This window comes from Paucibacter sp. TC2R-5, from assembly GCF_025717605.1.
Classification (GTDB): Bacteria; Pseudomonadota; Gammaproteobacteria; order Burkholderiales; family Burkholderiaceae_C; genus Paucibacter_A; species Paucibacter_A albus.
In genome coordinates, this window is record NZ_JAJIRQ010000014.1 from 16,861 (window position 1) to 30,477 (window position 13,617).

Below are 13,617 nucleotides of genomic sequence, written 5' to 3' on the forward strand. Positions count from 1 at the left end.
GCGCGCGCTTACGCCTCCCGCATGCAAGAAGAGGCGCTGGGCGCCCCGGCAGCCGTCGCGTACCAGCTGGCCCATGATCGCAACGCCTATGCCGAACTCGGCGAGGCGTTGCGCGAGCAGCCGCCCAGCAGCTTGTTGACCGTGGCGCGCGGCAGCTCCGATCATGCCGCGCATTACATGGCCTTTTCTGTGATGGCGCGCATGGGGCGGCTGGTGACTTCGCTGCCGATGTCGCTGGTGACGCTGTATCAAAGCAAGATTCGCTGCGAGGGGCTGGTGTCTTTTGCGTTTTCGCAATCGGGCCAAAGCCCGGACCTGATCGCGCCGACCCGGTTCTTCCGCGCCGGCGGTGCTCGCACGGTGGCCTTTGTCAATGCCGAGGGCTCTCCGCTGGCCGAAGCCGCGCAATTCGTCTTCCCGTTGCACAGCGGCCCCGAGCTGAGCGTGGCTGCGACCAAGAGCTATATCTGCCAGCTGGTGGCCGGTGCCCGTGTCGTGGCCGCTTGGAGCGCTGATGATGATTTGCAGGCCGCGCTGGAACAGTTGCCGGCGGCCCTGGAGCAAGCCGCGCAGCAGCGCTGGGATGTGGCCGTCGAGGTCTTGAAGGATGTCGACAAACTCTTCGTCATCGGGCGCGGCACCGGCTACGCGGTGGCGATGGAAGCGGCACTGAAATTCAAAGAAACCTGCGGTATCCAGGCCGAGGCTTTCTCGGGCGCCGAGGTCAAGCATGGCCCGATGGCGCTGGTGGATCAGGGCTATCCGATGCTGGTGTTCGCGCCGCGCGGCCCGGCGCAAGCCGGCTTGCTGGCCTTGGCCGAAGATATGCGCGGCCGTGGTGCGCGCGTACTGCTGGCCGCACCTGCCGGCATTGCCAAGGAAGTAGGCGCCGAGCTCACGCTGAGTTGCACCGGCAACGAGGATCTCGATCCGATCGCCGTGGTGCAGAGTTTTTATCCGATGGTGGAAGCCCTGGCGCGCGCACGCGGCCGCAACCCCGATTCGCCGCCGCATCTGGCCAAAGTCACCAAGACCAACTGATTGATTGCCCCTGTTATGACAGCATTCCACCCCGGCCAACTCGTGATGGTCGATATCCAGGGCAAGTCCCTGGACGCCGCCACCGCCGCCTTTCTGCGCGACAACCAAGTTCGCGCCGTTTGCCTGTTCCGCAAGAACCTCGGCACTGAAGCCGAAGTCCGCCAACTGACCCGTGACTTGCGCGCAGTGATGGGCCCCACAGCCCTGATCGGCCTCGACCAAGAGGGCGGTTCGGTGGTGCGCGCGACCTTCTTGCCGCAAGCGCCTTCGGCGATGGCGCTGGGAGCGGCCGATGATGAGGCCTTGGCCGAGCAGGTTGGCGCGGGTGTGGCGCGCGGTTTGGCCAGCATCGGCGTGAACTGGAACTTCGCGCCCGTGCTGGACATCAACAACAACCCGGCCAACCCGGTCATCGCCGAGCGCAGCTTTTCTGAAGATGCCGATGATGTGACCCGTTTGGCCGGCGCCTGGATGCGCGGTTCGCTCAAAGAAGGCGTGGCCTGCTGCGTCAAGCATTTCCCCGGTCACGGCGACACCCATGTGGACTCGCACCTGGCGCTGCCAACGGTGGACAAGAGCCGCGCCGAGCTGGACGCGCTGGAGCTGCGGCCTTTCAAGGCCTTGAGGGACGAAGCACCGGCGGTGATGACCGCCCACATCGTCTACCCTCAGATCGACCCCGAGCACCCCGCCACGCTGTCGACCAAAATTTTGCGCGACATCTTGCGCAATGAATGGGGCTATGACGGCGTCGTCATCACCGATGCCTTGATGATGAAGGCGATCTTCGAGCGCTATGGCTACGCCCGCGCGGCGGTGATGGCCATCCAAGCCGGCGCCGACATGATCTTGGCTCAGGGCGATCTGGAAGAGCAGGGCAAGTCGATTCAAGCACTGAGAGACGCCTTCGCCAGCGGCGAGTTGACGGCCGAGCAGGGCCGCATTGCCTGTGCACGCTTGGACAAGCTGGCGCTGGCCTACCCGGTGCGCCATGACGACTATCAAGGGGCTCCTCGCGAGGCCGATGACGTGCTGATGCGCAAGGCCTGGGCCGCCGGCCTGACCGCGCTGCGCGGCGCCACGCCGCCGGCACTGAATGCAGCTTTGCGCGTGTTCGTGCAGCCCGAGGTGCCTACCGATGGCGTGTCTGAAGCCGGCCCCTTGGGCCAGCAGATCGTCGAGTTGTTTGCCGAGTTTCCGAACGCGCAGATTCAGTATGTAGACGACATCCTGAATCTGGACTGGGCACAAGTGCCGCAAGACGGCCGCGTCAATATCGTGGCCTCCACGCATCGCATGCGCTACGGCGCTAACGCTCAAACTTGGCGGCCTGATCTGCACCTGGTGTTGTGGAACCCGTTTCAGGCCCATGACGTGCCGGCGCCAACTGTTGTGACCTGGGGTTATGCCGATGGCGCTTTGGCGGGCCTGAAGGCGTGGCTGGAAGGGCGCGCTAGCGCCACGGCCACATCGCCTGTCAACCTGGACTGAATCCGGACATCCCATGAGCTCATCCACATTGACCGCCAAGCCGCCCATGAACCCGTCCTCCGGCAAGGCGCGCACACCCGCGACCTGGGTGCTGAGCCTATATTTCCTGCAGGGTCTGCCCTTCTTCATGGTCAATGTGGTGGCCGGGCTGATGCTCAAGAGCCTGGGAGTCTCCAACGAAGACATCACCCGCTGGACCGGCTTGCTGGGCTTGGCCTGGGTGTTCAAGCCCCTGTGGAGCCCATTGCTGGAATTGGCCCCGAGCAAAAAATGGATGGTGATTGCCTTTCAAGGCATCGGCGCCGTAGCCTTGGGGTTGATCGCGCTGTCGCTCAATCTGCCTAACTTCTTTATTCTGTGCATCGCCTTGTTGGCGGTCGCGTCGATCGCCTCGGCCTCGCATGACATCGTTTGCGATGGTCTCTACATCGCCACCCTGAACGGCAAGCAGCGCGCCGTCTGGGCCGGTTGGCTGGGCACCTGCTTCAACGGTTCCAAGTTGTTTGCGATGGGTGGCTTGGTAATTCTGGCCGGCCATCTGGAAAAGAGCGCCGGCCCCGTGGTTGCTTGGGCAACGGTGTTCGCGATTGCCGCGCTGACCATGGCGGTGCTGGCCGGCTATCACGTCTGGGCCTTGCCGGACACGCGCAAGAGCGTTGAGGGTGATGCGGCTGGCGAGGTCGCCGGCACCTTGGGCGATGTGATCCGCAGCTTCTTCCAGTTGAAGGGCGTTTGGACGGCAATTGCTTTCATCTTGCTGTTCCGCGCCGGTGAGTCGCAGGTGCAGGCGCTCGGCCCGCTGTTCATGAAGGACGCGCGCGAACTGGGTGGTTTGGGCATGGCGACCACCGATGTGGGCCTGTCATACGGCACAGCCGGCACGCTGGCCTTTTTGGCCGGCAGCATTGCTTCGGGTTATTTCACGGCCTGGTTGGGCCTGCGCCGCGCGATGTTGTGGCTGCTGCTGGCGATGAATCTGCCGAACTTCGCCTTTTATCTGCTTGCGATGTTCCAGCCGACCGAGTTGTGGGCCATCTCGCTGGCTGTGAGCCTGGAAACCTTTGGTTATGGCTTCGGTTTCGTCGCGGTGATTTTGTTCATGATGCAGTTCGTCGCCAAGAGCAAGTATCAGACTGCGCATTACGCGATTGCGACCGGCTTCATGGCCCTGGGCTATGTGATTTTCAAGTCGGTCAGTGGCGATATCCAGAAGTTCTTGGGCTATCAGAATTTCTTCCTGTGGGTCTTGCTCTCGGCCGTGCCGGTGTTTCTGATGATGCGGATCTTGCCGATCCGCGAGGATGAAGAGGCGCAAGAAAGCAAGCCTGCAGCATGAGTCGCCTTGTCTTGAGGGGCATGCTGAGCTTGTTGGCATTTTGGGGCGCTGCCGCCTGGGCAGCCCCGGAGCGTTTTTTCGACGACTTCAGCTATGCCGACAACGCCGCCATGCAGGCCAAGGGATGGACGCCACGCAACAAAGCGGGTCACCCAGGCGTCGAGGGCGCGACCTGGAGTGCGGCTCAGTTCAGCCTGCTGGATGATCCCTTGAGCAAGGGCAATCGCCTCTTGCGCTTGGCGGCCAGCACCGACGGCAGCGGCGCCGGCACCACGCAGGCACAGTTGTGCCACGCCCGCAAATATCTAGAAGGCACTTACGCCGCCCGCATCCGTTTCAGCGACCAACCGGTGGCCGGCATTGACGGCGACCCGGTGATCCAGACCTTTTATGCGGTGACGCCGCTCAAACACGACTTCGACCCCGAGTTCAGTGAAATGGATTGGGAGTATTTGCCCAATGGCGGCTGGGGCAGCGAGAAGACGCGGCTTTACGGCATCGCCTGGCAGACCGTGCAACTGAACCCCTGGCAGGCGCATAACCAGCAACACGAAGAATTCGGCAGCCTGGACGGCTGGCATCAGCTGATGATGCAGGTCGCCGAAGGTCGCGTGAAACTGTTTCTGGATGGCCGGCAAATCGCCACGCACGGAGGGCGCACCTACCCGGTGTCTCCGATGTCGATCAATTTCAACCTCTGGTTCTCGCCTGGCGGGCTCTTGGCCAAGACCGAGCAGCCGCGTCGCTATGAACAGGATGTCGACTGGGTCTTCCACGCCCGCAACGAGGTCTTGAGCCCGGCGCAAGTGGATGCCGAGGTGGCCAAGTTCAGGGCGGCAGGTGTCAAGCAGACCGATAACGTGCCCGCAGCCAAGCCGGCCTTGAGTAGTCTTTGTGACTTCTGAGTCGCACTTATAAAAATCCGAGATGAGCGTCAACAAGAGATTCGCGTCGGTTGACGCGCTGCGCGGCCTGACGGTGGCGGCCATGTTATTGGTCAACAACCCCGGCAGCTGGAGTTTTGTCTATGGCCCGCTGGAGCATTCCGCCTGGCATGGCTGCACGCCGACAGACCTGATATTTCCTTTCTTCCTGTTCATCGTCGGCGTGTCGATTGCGCTGGCTTTTGGCGGCAGGATTGAGGCGGGTGCTCCAAACGCACCCATGGCGCAAATCGTGATCAAGCGCGCCTTGCGCATCATCGTGCTCGGCATGATCTTGCATGCGCTGGCTTGGTGGCTGATGAGTAAACCCGAGTACCGCATTCCAGGCGTTCTGCAGCGCATCGGTCTGTGTTTTGCTTTTGTCGGGCTGGCCGCTATCTACCTGCGTGCGCGCGCGCAGTGGCTGCTGCTGGCGTCGCTTTTGATTGGCTACGCCGGTCTACTCACCTGGGGCGGCTCGCTCGAGAAAATCGGCAATATAGCCTCGCGCTGGGATGCGTTGCTGCTTGGGCGCTTTGCCCTCGAATGGGCGGCGGCGACCGGTATTGGTCATGATCCAGAAGGCTTGGTCAGCACCTTGGGCGCTTTGTCGACGACGTTGCTGGGCTTGATAGCGGGCCAGTACCTGCGCCGCGCTCAAATCCTTAACTTGATCGCACTTGGCTTGGGCTGCGCGATGCTGGGGCTGATCTGGGCCGAATGGCTGCCGCTGAACAAGCAGTTATGGACGTCCAGCTTTGTGCTGTGGACCGGCGGTCTCGGTGCCTTGGCCTTGGGGCTGGCGCATCAGTTGATCGACAAGGCCGGCTGGCCGCCGATTGGCCGCAGCTTTGGCGTCAACGCGATCGCGGCCTATGCAGGCGCCTGGATGTGCACGGTGCTGCTGGAAGGCTTTGGCCTGATGAAGCCCATCTACGCCGGCGCCTTCGGCTGGCTCGAGCCCTTGGTCGGGCCATATGGTCAGTCACTGGCGTTCGCACTGGCTTTCGTGGGCGTGTGGGCGCTGATAGTGCGTGAGCTGGATAGAAAGAAAATCTATTTCAAGGTGTGAGGTTTCAAAGCGAGCTTCACTTGAAGCCTCTGCGGCCACTGCAATATTGAGCGAGTAGCGGGCTACTGCGGCTTGGCGCTTGAAGGATCGCTGCGTTCAACCTGCCTTGTGGCGGGTTCGAGGTCGCGAGCGACTCGCAAGCCAAAGAAGACGTAGACCGCGTCTGGCTCGTCAGCATTGCGATGGCTGGTCCTGAGTGATTTCGGGTTGTCAAAATAGGAGCCGCCACGAAGGATGCGCTTTTCTTGCTTTGGTGAGCTGACTTGCCTCGCCAGGCCTGCAGGGTGAGCCCCTTGGTAGTTATCGTATTGGGCATCCTCGACCCATTCCCAAACATTGCCCTGCATATCATGCAGCCCAAAAGGATTCGGGATCTTTTGGCCGACCGGATGAGCTTCCCCGCCGCTATTGCCGTTGTACCAAGCAAAGTTCTTCAGGGTCTGAAACGCTTCATCTTGAGCCGGCGTGTCTTGCCCAGCGCGTGCCGCGTACTCCCATTCAGCTTCGCTGGGCAGCCGGAAATTCAAGCCGGTGCGGCTGTTGAGCCTTTTCAAAAACTCTTGAGCCTGATTCCAGGTTACACGCTCAACCGGGCAGCGGCGGCCGCAGGAGGTATTGGCGCTGGGGTTCTTGCCCATGACGGCCTGCCATTCCGCTTGTGTGACCTCATATTTGCCCAGCAAGAAGCTGCGCAGCTTGACGGTGTGAACAGGTTGCTCCGATGGGCTCGCCGTGCTGCCCATATTGAAGCTACCGGAGGGAATCAATACCATGCGCGGGCATGTGTCGCAATCCTTGATGCCCTGCCAAGGCCGCGCGCGCAGTGACTCAAGCATGTCTGGGCTGACGGTCGTGCTAGCGACGATCTCAGGAGCGGCGAGCCCTTCGGTCGTTTTCGCGGTCAATGAGGCCGGGGATGCTGGAAGACTCTTTGTAGTTTGGAGGGTGTGAGTGCTGGGCGCGCTGGCAATGACGGGCTGTACTGAATAGCGTTTAACCATCAGACAGGCACTGAAGAGCTGGGCCCGGGCCTCGGCATTGAGATCGTCCTCAACGGCGGGAAACCGCAGGCCGGGGATTCTTTCGCAGCCCGTCGCACCCCCGCTTTGACTGCTCGAGGAGCATCTCATCTGGTCGGGCAATGATATCGCCGGGGTGATCACCACCATCTTTGGCGGAACTTCCAAAAGGCTGGAGGCTCGGCAGGTATCAAGATCTAAGCGCAAGGCCAGGGATTCCGCCGACTCAGGAGTTTGGACACTTGAACAGCCCACAAAAAAAACCGAAATCAAAGTGAGTGCTGCCAGTTTCCAATACTTCATTCTTCGCCTCGGAGGTAGTAGAGTTGAGTCGGCTACAGAAAATTATGGCGCCGAGCCATAAGCAAGGCATCATAATTTGAATTTGTGAATATTTGTGACTGCACCCCCTTCAGGGGGGTGTGGGTATTATCAAAAGCTGGCCGAAGCTTCCAGAATGAATAACTTGAAGAGCTGTTTGAAGGACTGAAGCTTCGATAAAAACGTTTCAGCTCCGGCCTTGCATGTTTGGCTTCGGGCTAAGGTGTTGTTTTGGGAAAATTGCCATTTCTTTGGAGAAGCAGTCGATGCGAGTCAAAAATATAGCCATCATTGGCGGAGGCACAGCCGGTTGGTTAGCTGCCAATCATTTGGCTGTGGAGCTTCGAGCGGAGCAAGACATCACCATCACTGTGATTGAATCCCCGGAGATTGGCATTATTGGCGTGGGGGAAGGCACGGTTCCGCACATCCGAAAATCGTTGATGAAGTTTGGTATTTCGGAAGCCGATTTGTTGGCGACCTGCGATACAACCTTCAAGGTGGGCATCAAATTTGTTGATTGGATGGCCGCTGGGCCCTCCGGAAGCGAAAATTTCTACTACCACCCCTTTTCTTCGCCTTACCCAGGCGGGATTGACACCAGCTCACTGTATTTGCAACAGGCTGAAACTACTGAATTTGCTACGGTGACAGAAGTGCCGGGCTTGGCAGAGGCGATGAAAGCCCCCAAGAAAATAGAATCCCCGCCATTTGAGGGGCCGGTCAACTATGCTTACCATTTTAATGCCGTGAAGTTTGGCCAATTGCTGGCCAAGAATGCGGTGCAAAAGTTGCGAGTTAAACACAAGCTTGCCACCATCATTGATGCGTGCCTGAATGAAAAGGGAGAGGTCGATTATTTGTTGACCCAAGAGGGCGAGCGCCTTCATTATGATTTTTACGTCGACTGCACGGGCTTTAATTCCCTGCTGCTGGGCAAACTTTACCAAGTACCCTTCGTTGATAAGTCGGCGCAGATATTGACTGATACGGCTTTGGCTGTACAAATTGCGACCGAGCCGGCTTGTGATATTCCTCCCTACACACTTGCGAAGGCGCACCAAGCGGGTTGGCTTTGGGATATTCCTTTGACAAATCGGCGCGGTGTGGGCTTTGTTTACGCCAGTGCGCACATGACGCAAGAGCAGGCCCTGAAGGGCTTGGCGGCTCATCTTGGCATGGATGCAGAACGGCTCTCGCCGCGCAGAATCCCAATGAAAATCGGCTATCGCGAGAAATTTTGGTGCAAAAACGTGGTGGCTCTAGGCTTGGCCCAAGGCTTTGTGGAGCCTTTGGAGGCGACCTCTATTTTTGTAACTGACTTGGCCGCCGATTTGTTTGCTAGGAATTTCTCGGTTGACAAGTCCGGCATGTCAGTTGCCGCGGATTATTGCAACAAAGTCATCTCATACACGTGGGAGCGTGTAATGGATTTTGTTCAATTGCATTACTGCATTTCAGACCGGCGCGACTCCGACTTTTGGCGCCTAAATACCATGGAGCCCAAGTTGTCGGATGTTTTGGCGGAGCGACTTGCCATGTGGAAATTCAATGCCCCCAAGAAATCTGACTTCTTCAGTCGTTTTGATTTATTTGACGTGGAGAACTTTTTGTTTGTTTTGTACGGTATGAAATACAAAACGATCAAGAAAAACATGACGCAAGCAGAGCTGCAAGCCTTCACGCGTGAACTTCAAAACGTCAGGAACACAGAAAGTGTTTTGGCCAAGGAACTCATCGGTCACCGCGAATGGATCGATGGATTTTTGGCAGCTTACAAAAGCATGCGCCCTGCTTGATTCATCAATGCGCAGCGCAGCTCTTTTTATAGCAAAGTAAATCATGACTAATAAAATTTCTGTTCGCATGCCACCTGATATTCAGTCCGTGACAGTGGGCGGGCATCAGGTCGTTTTTATCGATGACTTTTTGACAGAGCCCGAGTTAATGCTTGCGGCTGCCAGTGAAAGCAAGTTTCTCCCATGCCCGGGTTTTGATCAGAAAAAGGGATATCCAGGCATCCGCGCAACGGCGCCGGCCGAATACTCCAATGCCTTGGTCGAATTGGTGGACCCGTTGATCAAGCTGAATTTCCAAGTGCCGGAGCATCTTGATTTACGAAAGAGTGAATGTGAGTTTTCACTGACAACGGTGGCGCCCGACGGTTTGGGCATGATGCAAAGGACGCCGCATTTTGATTCGGTCTCACCGCACCATATGGCCGTACTTTTGTATTTGTGTGGTCCGGAGCATGGGGGGACCGGTTTTTATCGACATGTGGCCACCGGTATTCAAAGAGTCACGCCTGAGAATTGCCGGCATTATTCAGATGTCTATTGCGAGGAGTTGCGTGAGGCCGATCCAAGCCCGAGGTACTTTGATGACTCCGATCAACGTTTTACCTTCTTAGGGATGATGCCAGCCCGCTTCAACCGTTTGGTGTTGTACCCAGGCAGCTTGCTGCACAGCGCTTGCATCAATCCGAGTATCGGCATTTGCGATGACCCACGCAAAGGGCGTTTGACTGTGAATACTTTTTTCGATTTTTGATAACACCAAGCTCAAATAAAAAAAGCCCGGCGAGTGCCGGGCTTTTTGCTTTCAAGACTTAAACCGGATCAGAACTTGGCGCTGATGCCCACGCGGTAAGTACGCTCACCCATGAAGGACCAAGCTGGATAACCCACTTTCAATGGTGCCTTGACGGTGGTGTCTACGCCTGCTGCGCCAAACTGGACGTCATCAGCTGCAAGCAGGTTGGTGGCATCAAAGTTCAGGCGAATGTTCTTCGTGATGTTGTAGCCCAGGCCCAGGTCCAAGGTGCCGAAACCTTCGTGCATACGGTTACCGTACCAGCCGGTTTCACGAATCATGTACTCCGAGCGATAGTTGTAGGCCATACGGGCAGAGAAGTCCGCCATTTCGTAGTAGCCCACCACGTTGTACGTGTGCTTGGAGGCCAAGGTGAACAGCGCGCGCCGGTCTTGGAAGCTCTCGCCTGGGGCGGTGGCATCCGAGTAGGTGTAGTTCGCTGCAACGCCAAAGCCGTTGTCGAAGGCATGGTTGATTTGCGCTTCCAAGCCCCTGATCTTGCCGCCGCCAGCGTTGACGAACTGGTTGACTGTCCAGCTGTCCTTGCCGCTATCTGGGCTGATCACACCGATCTTTTGGTCAACCTTGGTGTTGGTCGTGATGAAGTTGTTGATGTCCTTGTAGAACACACCGCCGGCGACCAAATTGCCCTTGCCGTAGTAGTACTCCAAACCGAGGTCGAACTGAGTCGACTTTTGCGGCTTGAGGCCCACATCGCCGAAAGTCATCGTCTCGTTGCCCGCGACGGTGTCCTTCCATCCGCTTTGGCTGGCCAGGAACATATTGTCAAAGTTTGGACGAGTGATGGCTTGACCCGCAGCCATACGCAGCAATGTGTTCTTCTGCAGGGTGTAGGCGACGTTCAACGATGGCAGCCAGTCGCTATAGCTCGCATCCTTCGATGTCCGGTTCTTGCTCCAGCCTTGGTTCTGGTCAATATCACCGGTTGCCAGTGGCGTACCGTCGAAGGCATAACCAGTTCCAGTCACCTTGGAACTGATATAGCGCAGGCCGAAGTTACCGCGCCACTGGTCTTTCTCAAACTCGAACATGCCGTAGGCAGCGGTGTTCTTCTCTTTAATGATGCCCAAGCCGCCACGCTCTTCGGTCCAGCCCGTCACGTTGGCATTGGTATTAGCCATCATGCCGCCGATGTTTGGCTTTGGCGAATTCCAGCCGTTCGTGCCCATGGCGATATTGCCGTTGTACAGGCTGGCGGTATCAGCCTCAATGGCGGTGGCGGCAAAACTCGCCCGGTCGGTGCTCTTCTTGAACTCGTGATCGGTGGCACGCACGCCAGTCTTGAACGAGTTGATGGGGCCCAGTTCCAGGTCCATGGTCAGGTCAGCCTGGGCGTAAGTTTCTTTGTCCGAGTTTGGACCGCGTGAAGTTGCCCAAGAGCCGGCAGGACCTGTTTTTGCTGGCAGATTAGACAGAGCGACGTTTTGGTTCGCGCCAGGATTGACCGAAATTTGCTTGCCCGTTGCGTCGATGGAACCGACCCACTTCGGCAAAGAGCTGCCAGCCGTCCACCAACCGTATGAATAGTTAGTCGTCTGCGAGGTACCGCCTTCGGCCTTCGTCGAGCCGGCTGCGGCGTCAACCTTGAATGTGTCGGCGCGGAATGTTCCGGTCAGTGCCAGAGTGTCCGAGGTCATCTTGCCGGTACGAGCCCAAGTTTGCACGAAGGCGTCCGTCGCGTTCGCAGCGGTGATGTCGCTCTTGGTGCACAAGCCAGCAGCATTCTTCTGCGAGCAAGCATCTGTTTTGGCGTTGCCTGGGAAGATGTAGTGGCTGGTATTCGAGTTGTCACCCGTCAGTTCCAAGGCCAAGTAGTTCAGGCCCAGGTCAATCGACTTGGTTGGGCGAGCTTGCAGCGCCACATTGACGGCGGTGCGCTTGCGGTCTTGAACAAAAGTTGTCGGGGCGACGTCGCCGGACCAGCGTGCGTCGGACTCAATGCCGCGACGAATGTACTCGGAGTCCTCGTAAGCGACGGCGATCAGGGCGCCGAATTTCTTCTGCGAATCCTTCCAGCTGTACAGGCCTGAAACTTCCTTGCTCAGATCATCGCTGACCGAGCCTTTGCCCAGCTTTGCGCTGACGAAGGCTGTGTTGGCATCCAGATCCAAAGGCTTGCGTGTCCGCACGATGACGGTGCCGCCGATGCCGCCTTCCGTCAAATCAGCTTGAGCCGACTTGAAGACTTCCATGCCGCCGATGAGTTCGGCCGGCAGCAGGGAGTAATTGAACGAGCGGTCAATGGTCTGTTGGTCATACCAACCGGTCGATGCAACGGATTGACCGTTCAGCGTGGTGTAGGTCATTTGCGGGTCGGTGCCGCGAATCGAGACCGAGGCGCCTTGGCCGAAAGCACGACCGACAGTAACGCCAGGAATACGACCCAAGGCCTGGCCCACGTCGCTGTCCGGCAGCTTGCCGATGTCTTCTGCAGAAACAGCATCAACGACGGCGCTAGCACCCTTCTTGATGTTGGCTGCGCTTTGCAGCGAAGCGCGGATACCAGTGATCACAACCGCTTCAAGTTGGGCTGTGTCTTGTGCCGCAGCTGGAGCAGTTGCTGCTTGCTGCGCCTGTGCAGCCATAGTGATGCTCAGCAGCGTCATCGTGACGGCAGCTGCGATAGGGCTCTGTTTGACCTTCATTTCTTTTCCTTAAATTGGCCAAGAGATAACTAATTAACAACTCGGCCTGTTTCCACTTGGTACCTCAGCTCTGGCGGTCGTTTTTTTGTGACCGCTCAAGGCTTGACACCGCTAAAGACATACGAATGCAACCAATGCCATGCCACTATACGGCTCGGTAGTGCCACTTTGCTACCACTTTTATGTCCGTGTTTTCCCTGCTGTGGCGGCGCCGCCACCGAAATGTTCAAGCTTGCATGCTTGGCCTGGCTACCTTTCTTTCGGCGGCGGCTGGACCGGGAAAATCAACGAGAGAAGGTCCAGCGTCGAGCTAAGCGCCCTGTTCATGGCGTGTGGCGAGCGCTCAAGCTGGGGTAAATACTGCTCCGCTCCGCAAAGTTTTAAAAGTGCGTGAAAGCAGAAATTGCCTTGTCGGTGTCGTTTTGTGGCCTTCTTGCGACGGCCTTTTTGCTTGCCTCTTACTCCTTCAATTGACTTGGCGAGCTTGTGGTAGGTAGCTGATTGGTATCTGGCGCGGGTGTGTGGTGGTATTGACTTGGTTGTCGGGGTTCAGCTGACTTCACGCTGTCTAGGGCGGCTTGGTGCCGAGGTTCTTCGCCAGAGTTCAAGAAAGTTGTTTGCACTGCAAAAATGCTGTGCTATAGTTGCGGGCTTGCCTCGGAGGGGTGGCCGAGTGGTTAAAGGCAGCAGACTGTAAATCTGCCCGCTAACGCGTACGCTGGTTCGAATCCAGCCTCCTCCACCAAGGCAAACGCTTTTCTTGATTCGAGTCGCCGGCCGGTCCGGCGGCTCGATCCCAGGAGGGTTGTTAGAAGTAAGGCAAGCAAGGCTCCCGGGCGGGAGTAGTTCAATGGTAGAACTCCAGCCTTCCAAGCTGATCACGCGGGTTCGATTCCCGTCTCCCGCTCCAGTGTTTTTGGTGTCGGTTTGTGTTGTTTGTAAGTCGTCGATACTGGTTTGCGGTTTTGAGTCAAGTCTCCAAACCTGTGTCGATGCCCATGTGGCTCAGTGGTAGAGCACTCCCTTGGTAAGGGAGAGGTCACGCGTTCGATCCGCGTCATGGGCACCACCTGTTTTCTTCTTCTAGTCTGTACTGATACTCTCTCGGAGCGCAGAAATGGCAAAAAGCAAATTTGAACGTACCAAGCCGCACGTC

At 57.7% G+C, this 13,617-nt stretch carries 9 protein-coding genes and 3 tRNA genes; 10 read left to right on the forward strand and 2 right to left on the reverse strand.

What is annotated here, in order from left to right; genetic code table 11:
* The first annotated feature begins 21 nt into the window (after positions 1 to 21).
* From LNV08_RS22210 to LNV08_RS22230, 5 genes are read left to right on the forward strand one after another with little or no spacing between them, the layout of a single operon-like run.
* Positions 22 to 1,041, forward strand: coding sequence for an SIS domain-containing protein (locus tag LNV08_RS22210; RefSeq protein WP_263535947.1), 1,020 nt, complete (start codon positions 22 to 24; stop codon positions 1,039 to 1,041).
* Positions 1,042 to 1,056: 15 nt separating this feature from the next.
* A complete protein-coding gene (gene nagZ, locus LNV08_RS22215) occupies positions 1,057 to 2,532 on the forward strand; it encodes a beta-N-acetylhexosaminidase (protein WP_263535939.1) in 1,476 nt (491 codons plus the stop codon).
* 13 nt (positions 2,533 to 2,545) lie between these two features.
* Positions 2,546 to 3,868: an MFS transporter gene (locus LNV08_RS22220; RefSeq protein WP_263535940.1), complete on the forward strand. Its 1,323-nt coding sequence runs from the start codon at positions 2,546 to 2,548 to the stop codon at positions 3,866 to 3,868.
* Entirely contained in the window at positions 3,865 to 4,773 is a 909-nt protein-coding gene (locus tag LNV08_RS22225) for a glycoside hydrolase family 16 protein (protein WP_263535941.1), read from the forward strand. The genes LNV08_RS22220 and LNV08_RS22225 overlap by 4 nt, the downstream gene beginning before the upstream one ends.
* Before the next feature lie 22 nt (positions 4,774 to 4,795).
* The gene (locus tag LNV08_RS22230) at positions 4,796 to 5,863 is read left to right on the forward strand and encodes an acyltransferase family protein (protein ID WP_263535942.1); all 1,068 of its coding nucleotides are present in this window, start codon (positions 4,796 to 4,798) and stop codon (positions 5,861 to 5,863) included.
* Positions 5,864 to 5,925: 62 nt separating this feature from the next.
* Here LNV08_RS22230 and LNV08_RS22235 read toward each other — a convergent pair whose 3' ends face one another.
* Entirely contained in the window at positions 5,926 to 7,185 is a 1,260-nt protein-coding gene (locus tag LNV08_RS22235; RefSeq protein WP_263535943.1) for a formylglycine-generating enzyme family protein, read from the reverse strand.
* 284 nt (positions 7,186 to 7,469) lie between these two features.
* Between LNV08_RS22235 and LNV08_RS22240 the strand changes: the two genes are divergently transcribed.
* Both LNV08_RS22240 and LNV08_RS22245 read left to right on the forward strand, forming a co-directional pair.
* Complete coding sequence (locus LNV08_RS22240) at positions 7,470 to 9,002, forward strand: tryptophan halogenase family protein (protein ID WP_263535944.1); 1,533 nt, start codon at positions 7,470 to 7,472, stop codon at positions 9,000 to 9,002.
* 43 nt (positions 9,003 to 9,045) lie between these two features.
* On the forward strand, positions 9,046 to 9,753 hold the full coding sequence (locus LNV08_RS22245) for a DUF6445 family protein (RefSeq protein WP_263535945.1): 708 nt from the start codon (positions 9,046 to 9,048) through the stop codon (positions 9,751 to 9,753).
* Between the two features lie 68 nt (positions 9,754 to 9,821).
* Here the strand turns inward: LNV08_RS22245 and LNV08_RS22250 are convergent, their stop codons facing one another.
* A complete protein-coding gene (locus LNV08_RS22250) occupies positions 9,822 to 12,461 on the reverse strand; it encodes a TonB-dependent receptor (RefSeq protein ID WP_263535946.1) in 2,640 nt (879 codons plus the stop codon).
* Positions 12,462 to 13,120: 659 nt separating this feature from the next.
* Between LNV08_RS22250 and LNV08_RS22255 the strand changes: the two genes are divergently transcribed.
* The 3 genes from LNV08_RS22255 (at position 13,121) to LNV08_RS22265 (ending at position 13,530) form a co-directional block, all read left to right on the forward strand.
* Positions 13,121 to 13,206: transfer RNA gene (locus tag LNV08_RS22255), tRNA-Tyr, on the forward strand.
* A 91-nt stretch (positions 13,207 to 13,297) separates the two neighbouring features.
* Positions 13,298 to 13,371, forward strand: a tRNA-Gly gene (locus LNV08_RS22260).
* Positions 13,372 to 13,455: 84 nt separating this feature from the next.
* Positions 13,456 to 13,530: transfer RNA gene (locus tag LNV08_RS22265), tRNA-Thr, on the forward strand.
* Positions 13,531 to 13,617 lie beyond the last annotated feature (87 nt).

Bases quoted from the DNA above. Each gene is read 5' to 3' on its own strand.
- LNV08_RS22210 (WP_263535947.1), top strand. From the start codon at position 22: ATGCAAGAAGAGGCGCTGGGCGCCCCGGCAGCCGTCGCGTACCAGCTG.
- nagZ (WP_263535939.1), top strand. From the start codon at position 1,057: ATGACAGCATTCCACCCCGGCCAACTCGTGATGGTCGATATCCAGGGC.
- LNV08_RS22220 (WP_263535940.1), top strand. From the start codon at position 2,546: ATGAGCTCATCCACATTGACCGCCAAGCCGCCCATGAACCCGTCCTCC.
- LNV08_RS22225 (WP_263535941.1), top strand. From the start codon at position 3,865: ATGAGTCGCCTTGTCTTGAGGGGCATGCTGAGCTTGTTGGCATTTTGG.
- LNV08_RS22230 (WP_263535942.1), top strand. From the start codon at position 4,796: ATGAGCGTCAACAAGAGATTCGCGTCGGTTGACGCGCTGCGCGGCCTG.
- LNV08_RS22235 (WP_263535943.1), bottom strand. From the start codon at position 7,185: ATGAAGTATTGGAAACTGGCAGCACTCACTTTGATTTCGGTTTTTTTT.
- LNV08_RS22240 (WP_263535944.1), top strand. From the start codon at position 7,470: ATGCGAGTCAAAAATATAGCCATCATTGGCGGAGGCACAGCCGGTTGG.
- LNV08_RS22245 (WP_263535945.1), top strand. From the start codon at position 9,046: ATGACTAATAAAATTTCTGTTCGCATGCCACCTGATATTCAGTCCGTG.
- LNV08_RS22250 (WP_263535946.1), bottom strand. From the start codon at position 12,461: ATGAAGGTCAAACAGAGCCCTATCGCAGCTGCCGTCACGATGACGCTG.